Consider the following 18,980-nt stretch of genomic DNA (forward strand, 5'->3'; position numbering starts at 1 on the left):
TTATTTGTTTGTTCCCATTACGCTTTATACACTGTGCAGCGTATGACAACAACACGGGATCAACAATGAAACTATTTAACAAACTACCCTTGCAACTTGCTATCGCAAGTACATTGGCTACCTCAGTGACTGCAATCGCTGTTGAGCAAAATGCTGTAAATACAGCAAAAGATATCGAAGTAATTTCCGTTACCGGAACCAGACGCAGTTTACGCAGTATCGCCCAAAGCACCGTACCTGTTGATTTATTAACAAGCCGCGACTTAGCCACCACCGGCCAGCTTGAAATAAGCCAAGTGCTAGCAGCGCAATTACCCAGCTTTAACTACCCAAGTGCCACGCTTGCTGATGGGACTGATCATGCAAAACCTGCGGTATTAAGAGGCCTAGCACCCGATCACACCTTAGTACTGGTAAACGGTAAGCGCCGTCACTCTGGTGCTTTATTAAATTTAGGCGGCACAGTTGGCCGTGGCTCTACCGCCGTTGATTTAAATAATATTCCTACCTCTGCAATTAAACGTGTTGAAGTACTGCGTGACGGTGCAGCCGCGCAATATGGCTCTGACGCTATTGCTGGAGTGATCAACATCATCCTTAAAGATGCCGATGACGGTGGTACAGTTAGCTACACCTATGGTGAGTACCAAACACAAATGGCCGGCTCGCCGCAATTACTCAGCACCACAGCTGATGACTCTGGTAATCTAAGCTTTGCTAAAGGCAGTGACCGTAAATTAAACGACGGTATTTCACGCACAGCCAGCGCGAATGCCGGCTTTTCGTTTGCTGATAACGGCTTTTTAAATATTTCAATTGAATCACGTAATAATGAACCAACCAATCGCTCAGGTATTGATGAGCGCGAACAATATAACCGCGATGTGAATGGCGCGTTAGACTCACGCGAGTTTGATTTTGACCGTTACAATCACCGCTTTGGTAAAGCAGATATTGAAGACATTGCAGTGTTTTATAACCTAGGTTATGACTTTAATGACACGCTAGCACTTTACTCATTTGCCAGCTATTCAAATCGTAAAGGTAACTCTGGCGGGTTTTATCGTCGTGCGAAAGATTCGCGTAATTTAACCGAAGTTTACCCCGATGGCTTTTTGCCACAAATAGACACGGATGTAGATGACTACTCGTTTGCACTTGGCCTCAATGGCGAAACTAACGACTGGACATGGGATATCAGCACTAACTACGGCCTGAATGACTTTGCTTTAGGGGTGAGCAACAGCTTAAACACTTCTATGGGCTTAGACAGCCCGACTGAGTTTGATAACGGTTCACTCATTTACGAGCAATACCTAGTAAACATGGATGCAAGCAACAGTTTTGACTTTGGCTTACCTGATGATGTGTTTGTTACTGTTGGCGCCGAATATCGCCATGAGAACTATCAAATCAAAGCCGGTGAAGAAGCCTCTTACATTACTGTACTTGATGAAAACGGCATCCCAGTCGCAGCTGGTGGCGCACAAGTATTAGCGGGATTTTCACCGGACAGTGAGACCGATAAAAGCCGCCACAATGTTGCGTTATTTGCTGAATTTGATACTTATTTAACCGAAGATTGGAATGTCGTTCTTGCTGGGCGTTTTGAAGATTACAGCGACTTTGGCAGCACCTTTACAGCAAAACTTGCATCTCGCTTGAGTATTAACGAATCATTATCTTTACGCGGCGCTATCAGCAGCGGTTTTAGAGCCCCCTCACTTGCGCAAACTTCATATAAATCAGTCAGTACAGTATTTGAAAACGGCGTTCCGAGTGAAGTTGGCTTATTCCCTGTGGATGAACCTGCGGCACAAGCGTTGGGCGCTCGTGAGCTTGATGCGGAAGAGTCAGTAAACATGACGGCAGGCTTTATCTTTACTGAAGGTAACTTTAGCCTCACGCTTGATGCCTATCGTATTGAGATTGATGACCGCATTGTATTATCTGAAAACCTGCAAGGGCCCGAAGTTGAGGCTATTTTAGTTCAAGCCGGTGAGCTTAATACACAAAGTGTGCGTTACTTTACCAATGCCATCGATTCTCGTACTCAAGGTGTCGATATCGTTGCGACCTACTCATTAGGCTTAGAAAACTATGGTGATTTACGCTTAAGCGCCGCAGTTAACTTTAACGACACTGAAGTCACTAATGTAAAAGAAAACCCACCTGAGCTTGAAGCGTTAGGCGATGACTACGAGTATTTTGCTCGTCGCGAAATCACCCGTTTTGAAAAAGGCACCCCCAGTGATAAGTGGAATTTGTCAGCAACGTGGGATATTGATAAATTTCAAACCACTTTACGCGCGACTCGCTATGGTGAAGTAGTTGATACCTCAAGCACACCTGAGGGTGATGAAGTTATTGCGGCTAAATGGATCACCGATTTAGAAGTGGCGTATCTCCCATCACAGCAGTGGAAGTTTGCTCTCGGTGCTAATAACTTGTTTGATCAATACCCACAAGATACCGTGAGTAACATAGGTTATAGCGATTTTAATCAGATATTTACCTACAGTTCCTTTACACCTTACAGCCTAGATGGCCGTTTTATCTATGGTAATATAACCTATAATTTTTAATAAAATACGGCGGTGAGGGCAACGCTTTCACCGCTTATTTACAGCACAGCTTTTAATCGTGCATAAAGCGCTTTATGGGCGTTTGATAATAATTGGCTTTCATCCACTTTTTGTAACCACGCTCTCGCTTGTTGTGGATTTTTTGCCTGCCAGCTAATTTCTGCCAGTCTTAGTTTATAAGTTGCTTTAAGTAGGTCATCGCTCGGGGACACCATATTACCTAACGCCGCAATATAGTATTTATTAGCCTGTTTAAACTCTGAGAGAAGTTGATAAGTGTGCGCCAGATTACCTTGTGCAATAATTATTTTATTTAGATGCTGTGTCGGTAAAATCCAGTCGAGTGCTTGCTTTCTGCTCTGTTTGGCATTTTCTAGATCGCCAAGACCATGATAAGCATTTGCTTTATTTGAATGCAGTTCAAAGTTAAAGATGGGATCTTTGCTTTTACCAAACTTACGCTCTGCTTTTAAAAGTATTTGAAAGGCAGTCTCTTTATTACCAAAAACATACTGTAAATTAGCCAGCTCTAGCATCCGCATGGGATCAGAAAACGATTCATACATCTGCTGTATGTCATCAAAAGCCTTTGTTGCGTATATTTTTGCCCGCTCACCTTCGTTGTAATAACGTAACGCTTTGGCGTAATAGAAGTAAGTTTGTACTTTAAATACTTTAGGTAAATCGTCGCGATCAGCAAATGGCTCAACAATCGCTTTTAGGGTTTCAAAATCATTCTTATCATAATAATAATCGAATAAATAAGACTTAGCCTTGTACCACTGTGCTGAATTTAGCTCTGAATCCGCTATGTGCTCATTAATATAGGTTAAACACTGTTTATCTGGTTGCTGCTGGCAAAACTGTTCGTGATCACTAAAGTGCTCAGATGCAAATACACTAGCGGGACAAGCCCACATAAAAATAGTGAGTACACTAAAAATTTTGATCATAGAGTCTAAGAAAACACTTAATGCAGTAAAGACAAGCCTAGATTAAAACATATTTGCATAAAAATATTAACAAGTATTACCAAGTTAACGGAGTTTTAGTTAGGTTAGTAAAAATGTGGGACTGGGCAATTATGAATTTGCATCATAATTGCCCGAGCAATAAAAGGTGTTTTATCTACGAGGGTCTAAATTAGGCAGCCTTTTTTAATGCTTTTTTTAACTTGGCAATTTTTGTTTTCTGCTTAGCGACTTTTTCTTTTCGTACGATAATTTCTTTTTTAATTGATTTTGCTTCTTTGTTTTTTGCTTTTTCTGGTTTCTTTGACATGATGTTTCCTTGTAATTTAAATAATAACGTCTTGTGGAACAACACAGTATTACAAAAAACTATTGTAAAATAGCGCACAACCACTTCTTCATCAAAAATTCATCACACAGAAATAAAACTGCAATCAATTAAGTTGGTAAGTATAGCCAATCCCTAAGTTTTGATCAGAGCCATAATCACTATTTTGAGTCGCGCCAAACAGCTTAACTTTTTGTTGTTTATCTATTTGGTAACTTGCACCTATGCCAGCAAAGTAGCCGGAATAATCATCTGATCCCATAGAATAGGCCGCAGCGGTTATTAGTGTCCAATTTCCTGCTAATGGTTTTAAGGCAAACGCGCCTAAATAGCCACCATTACTTGCATTAGGTACTAGCACCCAACCATCGGTTGAGGGCATATCTATTACAGGGCACGAGTTGCTATCAAGTTCACAGGCAATATCGCCTTCGGTATGGCTGTAGCCGCCCATAGCAAAAATTTGCCAGCCCATTGGGGCAATATCAAAATAACTTAGCGGCACAAAGGTACCCACGCTGTAACTGGTTTTTTCTGCTCCACGATCGAACGATTGTTTTCCAAAGTTAAAATTAACGATACCAATATCAAAAAGCCAAGAACCACCAAATCGCCACTCTTCACTTTCAAGGCTAATGCTCGCATTTAACTTTCTAACGGCATCTAAGCTCATTGAGCCACTGACTTTAACCTCATCAGAATAAGTTGCCCCTATTTGGGTAACTACTTTGGTGGGATCTTCAGAAAGTTTATTATCCTTTGCTACAGCGCTATAACTTACTAGTGCTATTGCGACTACCAGCCCTGTCGTTAATTTTCTAGTCATCCTGTTTCCCTTTATTTAAAAATAAACCAGTTGATTAAAGTAATAATAGACTACCTAATCCTAAGAAAGTCACAAAGCCTACAATATCCGTTACTGTGGTTAAAATTACTGAGCCTGATAACGCAGGATCGATTTTCATTTTATCTAAAATCGACGGGATCACCACCCCCGACAACGACGCAGCGATCAAGTTGAGTAAAATAGCCACTGTGATAGTTATACTGAGCATCACATCACTGAACCACACATAAGTAAGTACACCGATAACCATAGCCCATACACAACCATTTACCGCACCAACCCTGAGCTCTTTTTTAAGTAACGCTTTACGGTTTGAATCAGTTACCTGACCCAGCGCTAAACCGCGCACAATTACGGTAAGTGTTTGACTACCGGCAATCCCGCCCATGGAAGCCACCACTGGCATCAATACCGCAAGTGCAACAACTTGCTCAATGGTTGCACCAAAGAGACCAATAAACCATGATGCTAAAAAAGCAGTGGCTAAATTAATCCCTAGCCAAATCCCGCGGTTTTTAGCACTTTTACGAACGCTGGCGAATAGGTCTTCGTCCTCGCGTAAACCACCCGCTTTAGCTGCGGCTTCATCGGTTACTTCTTGGCGTAATTCGTAGGCTGAAGTAACTTTTAAGCGCCCTAGCAACTTATTGTCAGCATTGACCACTGGCATGGCCATTCTTTCGCTGTGGATCACCACTTCAGCCGCTTCATATAGGTCATCATCGGCATGTAAAGAGGCAACATCATGCACGGCAAAACTCAGCAAAGTATCTGAATCATTGGCTTTAAATAATGCATTAACTGGTACTTCACCAATTAGAGTGCCTTTACGACTAACTAAGTAAATCACTTCAGTGTATTGAGGTAAGCCTTTTTGCAATATTTTACGGGCGCCTGCAACGGTTAACTTTTCTGATACTTTAATGGCATCAAAATCCAGCCAGTGACCTAGTTGCTCCTGATTATATTGCTGTGCGAGTTCATACTGCTTAGTTTGTACTTCATCTAACTGGCGCCGTGCATATTCAACAAAACGCTCAGGGATGATCTCTTCGAGTTCAAGTAACTCTTCAACACTCACTTCATCGAGTAGCTTAAAGCCATCGGCTTCTTCAAGTGATTGTAATAGCCAACGACAACTATCCGCGCCTAAATTTATAAATATTTCGTGCTGGGTGTCTTCATCTAACAGCTGCCAAATATCTAAACGTTGCTCTTTTGGCAATGCTTCAAACAATAGCGACAAATGCTCAGTTGAGAGAATTTCTTTAGCGTCGGCTAACAGCTTGTTTTTACGTTCTGTGGTATCACATTGCAGAAGCTCATCAATAAGCTGCGGGAGTTGATCAATCGGGTATTCAATCATGTTGAAGCCTTTGAATTTAACTACTTTGTGGTTAGTTTACCTCAGCTTGAAAAAATAGTTTGAGAAATTTTTCGCGTATTCCCCACAACCTAATTGGCTGTGGGGAATAGTTTTTTATTTAAACCAGCCTTGCAAGCGCTCCATCAGCAAGTAATTAACTGGCACCAGTAACAAGGTGATAAAGGTTGCAAAAATAATTCCAAAACCAAGACTCACCGCCATCGGGATCAAAAATTGCGCTTGTGTTGCCTTCTCAAACAGCAGCGGCATTAAGCCTATAAAGGTGGTTAAGCTGGTTAGCATTACAGGGCGAAAACGTGATGCGCCCGCCATTTTTACCGCCTCCACTAAATCACCACCTTCACTGCGCTTTTTATTAATAAAATCAACCAATACTAAAGAGTCATTTACCACTACGCCAATCAGCGCTAGCATCCCGAGTAAGCTCATAATGGTCAGCTCCATGCCCATGATCCAATGCCCTATTACTGCGCCTATCATGCCAAATGGGATCACACTCATGACGATTAATGGCTGCAAGTACGATTTAAATGGAATTGCTAATAAGCCATAAATAATGAAAAACACGAAGACTAATGCCCACGCAAGTGAACCAAATGACTCTCGCTGCTCTTTAGCTTCACCTTCTAGTGAGTGGCTCACACCAGGGTATTGCTGCACAAGTTCGTCGAGGTAAACTTTTAAATCAGCTTGCAGCACTGTCATATTAGTGTTTTGTTTTTCAATATCAGCGGTGACATTTAAAGTACGGTAGCGATCAATGCGATTAATCGACGATGGACTTTGTCCCGGCACCAGCTTAGCTACATGCGATAAAGGCACTGTGCCGCCATCGGGTAGATTAATTAAAATATCTTTTAGATCCGCCACTGAGCGGCGTTCTTCAATTGGTAAACGCACCATTACTCGCACATCATCGCGACCACGTTGAATGCGCTGTGCTTGTGCACCAAAAAATGAATTACGCACTTGTTGCGATACATCAACACGATTCAACCCCAGTGCTAGGCCTTGCTCTGTCAGTTCAATTTGCAGCTCTTCTTTGCCATCGGACATACTATCAGCAATATCAAATACCGTTGGGTATGTCGCTAACCGCGCTTTGACATGATCAGCCACTTCTTGCAATGTCGTGAGTGAGGTTGCACTCAGTTGTACGTCAATCGGATCTGAACTGCGGCCAATTTCGGCTCTAAAGGTTAAGCTCTCTGCACCCGGTATAATACCAATCAAATCGCGCCATTCGCTGGCAAGCTCGCGCGAGCCAATATCGGAGTCGCGGCTTTCAGCGGGTGTTATTTCAAAACGAACACTGCCGGAATTAGACGCACCACCGCGCCCGCCTGTGGTGGCGAGTATATTTAAAATAACACTTTCACCCGTCTCTTCATCGCGGTACTTATCTTGTAATTGGCGTGCTTTATCCGACATATCAATGACATATTTATTAGTCACTTCAAACGGCGTACCCGTTGGCAAGGTTAAGTTAACTCGTACCGTTTCACTTGGAATACGTGGGAAGAAAATAAACTTAGTCCAGCCACTGGTGATCATGGTTAAAATGATCAAGAAAATACCAACAAACAAACTCACCGTTGCAAGTTTATGGCGTAATGCGAGGTTTAAAATGGGCTGATAGTATTTTAAGATTGCATGCTCAAAACCATCGGCAAAACGTTGTTGGAACTTATCAAATTTTGAGGGCTCGCCTTTTTGATGACGTAATTTGATGTACTTTAAATGCGCTGGTAACACGAACTTAGACTCAATTAACGAGAACAATAGCACAGGGATCACCACCACTGGAATTTGCGCAAATAACGCGCCACGGCCTCCTTCAATAAACGCCAAAGGTAAAAAGGCCGCGACTGTGGTTAAAACACCAAACGTTACCGGCGTTGCCACTTCTTGGGTACCACGAATAGCCGCTTGCTCACCTGATTCAGCCGTTTTTAAATGAGTATAAACATTCTCACCAGTAACAATGGCATCATCAACAACAATTCCCAGTACTAAAATAAAACCAAATAAGCTCATAATGTTCAGTGTTACACCAAACAATGGCATCGCTAAAAAAGCCCCCATAAACGATACTGGAATACCAATGAACACCCAGAATGCGATGGCCGGTCGTAAAAATAACGTCAGTAAAGCCAACACTAAAATGCCGCCTTGTAAGGCATTAGTGGTAAGCGTGGCAATACGACTTTTAACCAGTTCTGAATCATCATCCCAATAACTCAGCTCAAACCCCATAGGCAGGTTAGTTTGCTGGTTTTCAATGAATTCTTTAACCTCATCCGCCACGGTAATAGCACTTTGCGGGCCGATTCGGTACACATCAATAAACGCGGCTTGTTTACCATTAAAACGGGTACGCACTGGGGTCTCTTCAAAGTCATCGCTAATTTTAGCAATATCTCCAAGGCGAATTATGGTGCCATCGCTTTGGTGTTTTACTACAACTTGGGCAAATTCGTCTTTGCGGTAAGCTTGGCCTTTAGAGCGAATGAGTACGTCGCCGCCTTCGGTTTTTAAATTCCCTGCAGAGATGTCAGAGCTCGAATTGCTAATGGCCCGCGAAATATCACTTAAACTTAAACTATATTGGCGTAACGTATCTTGGCTGACTTCAATGGCTAACTCGTAATCGCGCACGCCACTTAGTTCAACCTGCGTCACGCTCGGTAAACGTAGTAATTGATCTCGTACTTGCTCGGCGTATTCGCGGGTTTCTTTTTCGCCGTAATCGCTGGCAACGGTGACTGCAATGACTTCGCGCTTGCGCTCTGCAAGAGCTACAACGGGCTTTTCGGCATCAACAGGAAAGGTATTGATCGCATCAACCCGGCTTTTTATATCGGCTAATAACTCCCGCGGATCATAACCGCTTTCAACTTCGATGCTAACCGAGGCAGAGCCTTCTGAGGAGCGACTTGAGATCTGCTTGATCCCTTCTAAATCTTGCACTGACTCTTCAATTCGAATCGTCACCCCTTGCTCTACATCTTCTGGCGTTGAGCCACGTAATGATACGCTAACGCTAATGCGATCGGTTTCAAATGAAGGAAATACTTCAAGCGGTATTTGCGTGGTTAAACTAAATAGACCCGCAAATACAATGCTGATCAGCAATAAATTAGCTGCAACATGATTTTTGGTAAACCAAGCTATCATGGTTTATCTCCTTGCGATCTTGCTGCGCGGCGTTTTTCAACTAACTGCTCAACAGTAATACCCTGTTTCTTAGCCATCTCTTCTAGCTGCTCACGACTTGGGCGCTGTTTTTTCACAGGTTCTGTCGAGGTTGAGGGTTCACCCATTACTTTAACTCGCGTACCCGAGCTCACCTGACCAAGCGGTGTGAGTACCAACTGTTCACCAGCCGTTAAACCACTGGCAATAATTCCTTGCGTGGCGTTTTGCCATGCTAAGCTAATCTCTTTACGCTTAAGTACGCCTTGCTCAACAACATACACATAGCTGCCTTGATAAATGGTGCTGTTAGGAATAACCAATACATCGTTTACCTGTTTACCGCTGATCTGCGCTTTAATATATTGCCCTATCTTAATTGGGTATTGGTTTTGCGCTGTTGCTTTGTATGGATCATTAATTTGTGCCACCACGTACAGTTGTTGGGCGCTTTCATCAATAGCTCCTTCGGTACGCGAAATTTGCCCAAGCCAACTTTGCTTGCCGACTAAGTCTGAAGTGAAATGCACCGCTGATCCAAGTGCATTTTTTTGCCCATCACGATATTGCTCTGGTAAGTTTATAAATGGCAAATCTTTATTTTTGATTGGCAGACGAATTTCCACACTATCAATGGCATAAATCGTTGCAAGCTGAGTATTATTAGACACCACTTGGCCTAGATCAACACTGCGACTGAGTACACGACCGGCATAAGGAGCTGTAATTTTAGTACGCTCTAAATCAAGTTCAGCTTTTTCAAGTTGCGCTTGAGCTGACAACACTTGTGCTTGCGCTGCGGCTAATTGTGGTTCGCGCAACACTAAGTTACTCGCTTGTGCACCATTACCTAAACGCTGCCAGTCAACCAAAGCTTGACGTCCACGCGCTTGCTCTTCTTGTAAGCCCTGTTGCGCAGTTAATAAGTTTGCTTGTGCGGCTTTTACTTCAGCGCGGTGATCCCTATCATCAAGTTGCAGTAACACATCCCCTTTTTCAAAAAAGCCCCCTTCGCGAAACTGCTCACTAACCGCAATGATTTGCCCCGATGCTTGAGCAACTAAGCCACTTTGCGTACGTGGTTTTACGGTGCCAAAACTATCAATCATCACTTGGTATGATTGCGGTGTTAGTAACTGCACTGCCACACTAATTTGTGCTTTAGGTGGCGCTGCAAAACGATTAGCTTGCGGCGGGTTACCTTGAATAAACATAACAATTGCTGCGGTTGCTGCAATCACTACGGCTGGGATCAATATTTTTCTGGTTTTTAAGTTCATAGTTATTGCTCTGTTGATGCGTTGGTTGGCTGTGAAAAATCGCCACCAAGGGCAATATGAAGATTTATACGGTTAATAATAAGTTGGTTTTTAATTTCGATGACTGAGCTTTGTGCATCAAAAGAGCGGTCTTGTGCATCTAATACGGTGGTGTAAGTGACTAAACCACTTTGATATTGCTCAAATGATAATTGCTCTGCTGCAATAGCATTTTCTTGCGCTTTAAGCGTAGCCTGGTAGCGCTGTTGTAATGACTGCTCTTGCGAAATAGCTTGTTCAACATCATTAAATGCATCATACAAACTCGCTAAATAATTTTGCTCTTGGCTTAGCACTGCTAACCGCGCAGCTTCCTCGTTTGCTTTTAGTCTACCTGCATCAAACAGCGGCATAGAAATGCTACCAACCAATGACCATGCCAGACTCGACGGAGAAAACAAATCGCTTACTCGGTCTGTGCTATCACCTAGTGTTGCTGATAAGTCTAAGCTCGGAAAACGTTGTTTGTGGGCATACGCTAAATTAGCATCGGTACTTAATAGTTGGTACCAACTGGCAATTAAACTTGGTTTGCGAGTGATTAATTCTGAGGGTAGCCCTAATGGAATCGGTTTATCTAATAATGGCAGCTCTGCATCAACGGCTAAAGCCCCTTTGGGATAATCTCCAGTTAGCCGTTCAAGTGTTCGAATAGCTTGATTTAATGTCGCTTTTTGCCCGGCAATTCGCGAGCGTTCAGTATTTAGTTCATTACGCGTTAAATACACATCTAACGCATCATTTAAACCTTGGCGATAACCCGATTCAATAATTGCCAAATTTTGCTCAGCGTTTTTTTCACGCTGTTGATACAGTGCCAATAGCTTTTGCGCACTGATGACATTAAACCAGCCGCTGACTACATCGCCTACTAAGCGCTGCTTACTTTGCTCAAAATTGGCTTGCTCTGCTAAAAATTCAAGGTTAGCTTGACGCTGCGCATCAGATAACTTGCCCCATAGATCAATTTCGTAGCTGAGGGTTAAATTTGCCGAACTGGCATTATTGTAGCTAACTGGGCGATTATCTTTGCTGCGATTCGTCCGCGTAGATAAATCCAAGCTCGGCCACAACGCGGCGCCTGTGGCAATTAGCTGCTGCTGTTTAATAGCAACATCATAACCGGACTGCAAAATTTGCTGGTTATTTGCTAATGCCTGTTCAACAAGAAAAAAAACTTGTGGGTTTTCTAGCTGCTGCAGCCAATTATCTTCAACCTTTAATGCAGACGTAGTCGCTTGTTGCCAAAGCTCTGGGGTATTTGCGATATCTTGCGCACGTTCAGTAGGATTGAGCTGATTGCTGCATGCACTGAGCAGCAACACACTCACCGCCACTAAACTCGGCTTAAGTTGCCAAATCATATAAAAACCTGAATTACTGCTATTTATGAGTGTAATTCAAGCACCAGTGCAGCAATAGCTCAACTGACTTTACATAACATTACACATGCTTAAGGGAAACAGCGGTGAAGCGCAGGTTTTGTGGGATTAAAGATAAAAAGGTGCTAGGTGCTAGGTGCTAGGTGCTAAAATTAAAAAGTACAGCCAAGTACTTGGCAAACTTTACTTGTGCTAATTTTCTCTAAAACAAAAAAGCCCCGCATTTTCATGCAGGGCTTTAGTATAAATGGTGCACTGGGGCGGCAAAAAATTGTCTGGAACAATTTTTAACATCCGAAGGATGGCCCGTAGGGCAAAATACAGGGAAGCATTTTGTAATCGAACCACGGATACGAGGATTTTCAACCCACACGCCAAAACAGTACCAAAGCGCTCGAAGTCAATTTCACTCACACAACAAAATACATGCTCACTCACCATTGAAGGTGATTTCAAAAATTATAGGTTTTATCTCTAATTTAAGACTTTTCATTTACTGGTATAACTAAGTCGCTACTTAATTACTTTTAAGTTTTCACGTTTACGTAATTCTTCAGCTTTTTCCATTGCCTCATTCTCAGCATCTATTTCATCATCTGTTTGAGACAAAAAATCCCAAGAACCACATAGAAACTGAGTATTTTCAGCTAAATCTGGTACATCTCTGCTTTCATCAAAATAAAACTTCGCACGCGCTTTTGACCTTGCCTCTATCCAGGCATCAAACTCAGGAGTCCCCTCTGGAGGTCTAACTTTAGATTTATTTACGTAAACTAATTTAGCTTTAGAAGTCATAATAAACACCTCCTGTCAGTTAAAGATATTTCCACAGATGTTCTGGTTCACTACCCTTACTTTTTTGATAAATAAATCCGTAAGAACGATAAAAATTGATTAACCTGTCATTTAAAGGACGCATTATTTTAATTTTATCTGCTCCAATCAAGTCTGCGAACTCTTCAAAAGCAACTATGTTTATCGCAAAAATACTTTTATCTAAAGGATAATTACAAGGGTTTTTCTCGATAACATCCAGTCTCATAGACTTCCCTGTTTTTGTGGGAAAGCCAATTGATAAACTACATAAATTATTTTCATACCAAACAGCTAGATCCAAGCGATTTGGGTGTCTAAACGCCCATTTTTTAAAGCCCTGTGCAAATGACCAGGGAAGCTCTTTTCTTAATGGTGAAGATTCCCATACCTTAGCTATTAGCAATGCTTCATTGTCAATATTTCTGAATTTAACCTTATCCCTTATCTGTATTGGTAAATTCCTACGTGCCTGCTCTAAGGCTCTATCTCTGTATTGTTGATATTTATTTTCAGCAACATCATGCTTTAAATTCATGCAATTTTTCTTCCTTGATTTCTGTAGCTTTATGTTCCCATTTTTACTTTAAGACTGCAAATATTTATATTTATTTAACCTATTATTTAAAGCCACCATCAATTTAACTGCCAAATACACTACTTTAAATAACTATAGCACTGATAAAGTAACTGACCATAAAAGTCACCTCTGATTTAAATCTTGCCTTTAACTCATAGGTGTTTCTTTATCGCGGTTTTTTGCTTTCTGGCGTTCGCAAAGTCGCCTCCGTCTGTTACGACGAAAACTAGGTATTTTTGTAGGGAAACTATGTTTTAGTAGGAAAAGGCATTTCAGATATTAGCGCTAGGCTAGAATAAATGGTGCCTCGACGCGGAATCGAACCACGGACACGAGGATTTTCAATCCTCTGCTCTACCGACTGAGCTATCGAGGCACATCAACTGTGCTGATTTATTGTTAACCTAACAATAAATCTAAATAAATGGTGCCGACTAACCGAGTCGAACGGATAACTTAAATGAATTACTGATTACAAGTCAGTTGCTCTTTCAAATTATCTAAAATAAATGGTGCCGACTAACCGAGTCGAACGGTTGACCTACTGATTACAAGTCAGTTGCTCTACCAGCTGAGCTAAGTCGGCACACTAAACTGTGTGCTAAGGCACGTTTCAATTTTAAAGATTGATTACTTTTAATAAATGGTGCCTCGACGCGGAATCGAACCACGGACACGAGGATTTTCAATCCTCTGCTCTACCGACTGAGCTATCGAGGCACTTAAACAGTGCTAATTAAATGTTTAAAACATTTAATTTAAATAAATGGTGCCGACTAACCGAGTCGAACGGTTGACCTACTGATTACAAGTCAGTTGCTCTACCAGCTGAGCTAAGTCGGCACACTAAACTGTGTGCTAAGGCACGCATAATAATGTTTTAATCATTTGATTTAAACACCATTACTTTAATAATGGTGCCCAGACGCGGAATCGAACCACGGACACGAGGATTTTCAATCCTCTGCTCTACCGACTGAGCTATCTGGGCATTTCAGTTTTAATCTATACAATTCCCATCTCGCTCTACTGACTGAGCTATCTGGGCGTGCGGCGTATTAAACTGGTTTTGCCCTTTCAAGTCAACTTTTTTTTTATTCTTTATAACTGTTTGCACAGTTTTTCAACAAAGCGATTAATAAATGTAAAGTACGCTGTTTTTTACAGCAAGTACTCTTTAATTTATCTATCGGATAGGTATTTTAACTGTTTTGTGTACAACAGTCCTAAAAACGTAGTGAATTATTTCTGGTAAATGATAGGATTGATTTCCAGTACACAAGCGACTGTTTAGATTGCGGTTGATAATAGATAAGTTGGATAATAAATGCAGAGTAAATTTTCTTCTCCTGTAAAAGGCCTATTGCTCCTTTTTATAATTATAAACCTAGCCATAACCGCACTCGCTGTAGTTGCATATTCTTTTTATCCTACTCAAGATACTAAAGTAGAACAAGATTCACTAAGCTTAGCGCAATTGGCTGAGCAGTTAGATACCCCTTTAGTAAACGCATTAACGCGCCCTGGGCAAGATAACGCTAACAAACTACTCGATTTAACTCTCGCACTGAATGCTCAATATGATTACTACTTATATAGGTATACACCAACTGCGCCAGCACAATTAGTATTTGCAAGTAATAAGCCTGCAATTGAAGCGATTAAACTTGACCAATATTTAGCTGAGCAAGGTGTTATTCATCATCAATTAAATTTAAATGATCAACCCGTTGGTGAATTGATCATTAAACAAAAAACCAATGCAGCGGCCTTGCTTCCACAACATTCGATAGTGCTTGCGATAGCGTTTGCTGGATTTGCTGCTGTAAGCCTATTGTTGCTAGCATTGTTTTTTATCGCCTACCTTAATGCACGGATCCGTAAAAGCAGTGATACCCTTGCTCATGAATTAGAAAACATCACTAAATCGAATACTTACAATACACACGTTAATGAGCAACTTGATATTGGCCTTGGTGTTGTTGCGAAAAATATCAACCAACTATTACTGCAAGTTCAAAATGCAATCAGTAACAATGATATCGCCCAGCAAGATTTACAGAACCTGCAAAGTAGCCTTGAAACAGAAGTGCAAAACCGTACTTTAGCGCTTGAAAAAGCAAGCCAACGAGCTGAACAAGCTAGCGAAGCAAAAACAACCTTCTTAGCAACTATGAGCCATGAAATACGTACACCAATGAATGGCGTTATCGGCACAATTGATTTATTAAGGCAAACCGAGCTAAATGGCGCCCAGCATCGCCTAAGTACAATTATTCGTGAATCTGCATTCTCACTGCTTGGGATTTTGGATGATATTTTAGATTTCTCCAAAATTGAAGCCGGTAAGCTCCACATAGATACTATCCCTTTCTCTGTATCAGATACCATAGAGGAAGTGGCCAGAGTATTGTCATCTGTGGCTAAAAAACGCCAATTAGAGTTAGAACTTGCCATTGCGCCTGATATCCCTATTAACTTAATTGGTGATACAGTCCGTGTGCGCCAAGTGCTGTATAACTTATGCAGTAACGCGATTAAATTTACCAGTAGTAATGACGACCGTTTAGGCTATGTGCGTATTTCGGTAGAAGTGGCACAAAACACCACTGATCACTTCACTTTGCGCTTTACAGTAAGTGATAACGGTAAAGGCATGAATCAAGCCCAGCTTCGGGAAATATTTAATCCATTTATTCAAGCTGAAGGCTCTATTACCCGGGAGTACGGGGGCACCGGTTTAGGTTTATCAATTTGTAAAAGTTTAACTGAGCTAATGCTGGGATCAATAAATGTAACGAGTAATGTAGGGATTGGCAGTGATTTTGTCGTGGAACTGCCATTTAGTACCGAGAACAGTATTAAGTACGCGCATAAAAATACTTTAAAAGATCACCGCGTTGTACTCGTTACAGAGCACCCAACCAGAAAGCACACCCTAAATCGTTACCTATCATTTATGGGTGCTAAAACAATTACTGTACAAACGGGTGAAGAAGTTGAACAACATCAAGACACGCACAGTATTATTTGGGTGCTTGATGGCGTTGATGCTATGGATAATATTAATTACTTATTACGTCGTTTGCTGTACACCCTTGAAGATAATAACCAGCAAGTCGTGGTACTTAGTAAATTAGACGAAACGGCAATCAATCATCAAAACATTTTTTACCTCAATGCAGCGCCGTTGTGTAAGTCAAACTTTATGATGTCGTTATTAGTTGCAGCTGGGCTACACACACCAAAACAAGTTAAGCCGGTTAAAACCCTTAATAATTATTTAAGTGTTGAGCAAGCTCGCGATGAGAACAAACTGGTATTACTCGTTGAGGACAATATTTTGAACCAGCAAGTGCTCACCGACCAATTGCATTTACTTGGGTTTGGCGTAGAGGTTGCTGAAAACGGTGAAGAAGGTTTGAAAATGTGGCAAAGCGGTCATTACCCATTAATTTTAACCGATTTACACATGCCTAAAATGTCTGGTTATGACATGGTTGAAAAAATCCGCGATGAAGCCGCAAAGCTTGAGGATATTAACGCCCAACCTTATATTATCACGGTAACTGCAAATGCTCTGAAGGGCGAAAAAGAGCGCTGTTTAAACGCGGGGATTAATGATTTCATTACTAAACCGGTTGAATTAAACACGCTAGAGGCAACCCTCAATAGATGGAGTGATATAAGCAAGCAAGGGCCTATCGCGGCTAAGCCAACTAAACCTGCAACGCCCATTAACTTGGAGATGCTTGCCAAGTACATCAATAATGACGAAGCAAAGCAATTGCGCTTCTTTAAAATGTATTTAGAGCAAAGTCATACTTTAACTAAAGAAATAAATACCGGCGTAATGACCGCAGATAAGGAAATAATCATCTCAGCGTGTCATCAATTAAAATCGATATCAAAAACTATCGGTGCTGAAAAAGTAGCAGAGCTTGCCACTGATTTTGAAGGTCAATGCAAAGAGCAAGATTTAACCAGTGATCAGTTGATTGAACTGCGTGATAATTTAGAAATTGAATATTCTCGTGTTGCGCAATTTTTAAAAGAGCAAGTGCGTAATGCTCAAGAGCCAGATGATCTGATGTAATCTAAATAATAAAAAAGGGCTTTAACAGCCCTTGTTTATTATAGAAAATCATTTTTCTGGCGGACGATAGCCTTCGATTTCTACCTCTTTACCTTCAAATAAAAAGCCGACCATCTGCTGCTCTAAAAAAGTGCGATGTTCAGGATCCATCATATTTAAATGCTTTTCATTAATTAGCATAGTCTGCTTGTGTTGCCACTGACCCCATGCTTCTTTAGAAATATTATTGAAAATCTTTTCACCAAGCTCACCTGGGTAAAGTTGATAACCAAGGCCTTCGGCTTCTTTTTGTAACTTCTGACAAAACACTGTACGTGCCATAATTGCTCTCTACCTAATATGCGTTTAAGACTTAGCCCTAGTGTAAACTATTGTGCTAATTTGTTTAACTAGCTTTTTAGTTGGTGCAGCTAAACCCACCTCTATTGACTGATCAAGTGGGTACCAAACCAGCTGCCGCTCATTAACTACATCTGGTATTTTACTCAGTTTTAAAACATGCGGATTAATCGTTAATTCAAAATGCGAAAATACATGAGTAAAAGGTTCCATAGCATCAGTTGTGGTTGAAAGGCCTTGCTGAGCTAAAAAGGTGTCTAACTGATTTTTTTGCTCAAACTCAAAAAAGCTAAATAATCCGCCCCATATTCCTGAATTAGGTCTTTTCTCCATCAAAACTTGCTCATCACATTGCACTATTAATTGGTGACACACTTTTTTAGGCACGGTTTTTTTAGGTTTTGAGTGAGGAAATTGTTTAACTGCATCGTTATTAAATGCCCCACAACGCGAGTTTAACGGGCATGCTTGGCAATCAAACTTACTTCGCGAACAAAGACTCGCGCCTAAATCCATCATCGCTTGATTGAATTCTGTTACGCTTGCTTTTGGGGTGAGTTGCTCAGTTAATTGCCACAGCTGATTCTCAACTTTTTTAACCCCATACCAACCTTCAACCATAAAGTAACGCGCCAGTACCCGCTTTACATTACCATCTAAAATTGGATGATGCTGACCTAACGACAGCGATAACACCGCGCCCGCTGTTGAACGCCCAATACCAGGCAACGCAACAACTTCATCGAGTGTAATTGGAAATTCACCTTGATAACGATCGCGAACTATTTTGGCAGTTTTATGCAGGTTTCGAGCACGCGCGTAATACCCCAGCCCAGTCCAATGATGCAGCACCTGATCTTCATCAGCATTTGCTAAAGCAATTATATCTGGAAAGCTTTGCATAAATTTCTCGAAGTATGGGATCACCGTCACTACTTGAGTCTGTTGCAACATCACTTCCGACACCCATACTTTATAAGGCGTTTTATTTAACTGCCACGGCAAGGTTTTTCGTCCATGTAGGTGATACCAATCAACAACTTGCTGAGAAAACCAGTTTGCTTCACTGTTATTTAACTTCAAAATTACTACTTTTATAACTCGCCCCTTAATGGCGCTCAGTCTATTGCAGTTAGGT

The 18,980-nt window shown here is 41.4% G+C and carries 13 protein-coding genes and 5 tRNA genes; 2 read left to right on the forward strand and 16 right to left on the reverse strand.

Annotation, left to right across the window (positions count from 1 at the left end):
- Positions 1-65 precede the first annotated feature (65 nt).
- Complete coding sequence (locus tag V7783_RS02035; protein ID WP_335677307.1) at positions 66-2,585, forward strand: TonB-dependent receptor plug domain-containing protein; 2,520 nt, start codon at positions 66-68, stop codon at positions 2,583-2,585.
- A 38-nt stretch (positions 2,586-2,623) separates the two neighbouring features.
- Here the strand turns inward: V7783_RS02035 and V7783_RS02040 are convergent, their stop codons facing one another.
- From V7783_RS02040 to V7783_RS02105, 14 genes are all read right to left on the reverse strand, one after another.
- Positions 2,624-3,538, reverse strand: a complete 915-nt coding sequence (locus V7783_RS02040; RefSeq protein ID WP_335677308.1) for a tetratricopeptide repeat protein — start codon at positions 3,536-3,538, stop codon at positions 2,624-2,626.
- A 190-nt stretch (positions 3,539-3,728) separates the two neighbouring features.
- Complete coding sequence (locus V7783_RS02045) at positions 3,729-3,866, reverse strand: hypothetical protein (protein WP_335677309.1); 138 nt, start codon at positions 3,864-3,866, stop codon at positions 3,729-3,731.
- Positions 3,867-3,990: 124 nt separating this feature from the next.
- Positions 3,991-4,710 carry a hypothetical protein gene (locus V7783_RS02050; RefSeq protein WP_335677310.1) on the reverse strand — a complete coding sequence of 240 codons (720 nt, stop codon included), beginning with the start codon at positions 4,708-4,710 and terminating at the stop codon, positions 3,991-3,993.
- 34 nt (positions 4,711-4,744) lie between these two features.
- On the reverse strand, positions 4,745-6,097 hold the full coding sequence (locus tag V7783_RS02055) for a magnesium transporter (RefSeq protein ID WP_335677311.1): 1,353 nt from the start codon (positions 6,095-6,097) through the stop codon (positions 4,745-4,747).
- Between the two features lie 114 nt (positions 6,098-6,211).
- Positions 6,212-9,295 (reverse strand): efflux RND transporter permease subunit, encoded by a 3,084-nt coding sequence (locus V7783_RS02060; RefSeq protein ID WP_335677312.1) that lies wholly within the window; start codon positions 9,293-9,295, stop codon positions 6,212-6,214.
- Complete coding sequence (locus V7783_RS02065; RefSeq protein ID WP_335677313.1) at positions 9,292-10,593, reverse strand: efflux RND transporter periplasmic adaptor subunit; 1,302 nt, start codon at positions 10,591-10,593, stop codon at positions 9,292-9,294. Before V7783_RS02065 ends, V7783_RS02060 begins: the two co-directional genes overlap by 4 nt.
- 2 nt (positions 10,594-10,595) lie before the next feature.
- Complete coding sequence (locus V7783_RS02070; RefSeq protein ID WP_335677314.1) at positions 10,596-11,996, reverse strand: TolC family protein; 1,401 nt, start codon at positions 11,994-11,996, stop codon at positions 10,596-10,598.
- A 531-nt stretch (positions 11,997-12,527) separates the two neighbouring features.
- On the reverse strand, positions 12,528-12,809 hold the full coding sequence (locus V7783_RS02075; protein WP_064666423.1) for a hypothetical protein: 282 nt from the start codon (positions 12,807-12,809) through the stop codon (positions 12,528-12,530).
- A 19-nt stretch (positions 12,810-12,828) separates the two neighbouring features.
- Positions 12,829-13,365, reverse strand: coding sequence for a hypothetical protein (locus V7783_RS02080; protein ID WP_064666422.1), 537 nt, complete (start codon positions 13,363-13,365; stop codon positions 12,829-12,831).
- Between the two features lie 342 nt (positions 13,366-13,707).
- Positions 13,708-13,783 (reverse strand) — tRNA-Phe (locus tag V7783_RS02085).
- Between the two features lie 134 nt (positions 13,784-13,917).
- Positions 13,918-13,993 (reverse strand) — tRNA-Thr (locus V7783_RS02090).
- Positions 13,994-14,051: 58 nt separating this feature from the next.
- Positions 14,052-14,127 (reverse strand) — tRNA-Phe (locus tag V7783_RS02095).
- 47 nt (positions 14,128-14,174) lie between these two features.
- Positions 14,175-14,250: transfer RNA gene (locus V7783_RS02100), tRNA-Thr, on the reverse strand.
- A 72-nt stretch (positions 14,251-14,322) separates the two neighbouring features.
- A tRNA-Phe gene (locus tag V7783_RS02105) sits at positions 14,323-14,398 on the reverse strand.
- 336 nt (positions 14,399-14,734) lie between these two features.
- Between V7783_RS02105 and V7783_RS02110 the strand changes: the two genes are divergently transcribed.
- Positions 14,735-17,503, forward strand: a complete 2,769-nt coding sequence (locus tag V7783_RS02110) for a hybrid sensor histidine kinase/response regulator (protein ID WP_335677315.1) — start codon at positions 14,735-14,737, stop codon at positions 17,501-17,503.
- Between the two features lie 48 nt (positions 17,504-17,551).
- On the opposite strand, the gene V7783_RS02115 is transcribed toward V7783_RS02110, so the two are convergent.
- Complete coding sequence (locus V7783_RS02115; protein ID WP_335677316.1) at positions 17,552-17,824, reverse strand: oxidative damage protection protein; 273 nt, start codon at positions 17,822-17,824, stop codon at positions 17,552-17,554.
- Positions 17,825-17,848: 24 nt separating this feature from the next.
- Complete coding sequence (gene mutY, locus V7783_RS02120) at positions 17,849-18,925, reverse strand: A/G-specific adenine glycosylase (RefSeq protein WP_442961333.1); 1,077 nt, start codon at positions 18,923-18,925, stop codon at positions 17,849-17,851.
- Between the last annotated feature and the right edge of the window lie 55 nt (positions 18,926-18,980).

Source organism: Pseudoalteromonas sp., assembly GCF_036960685.1.
Classification (GTDB): domain Bacteria; phylum Pseudomonadota; class Gammaproteobacteria; order Enterobacterales; family Alteromonadaceae; genus Pseudoalteromonas.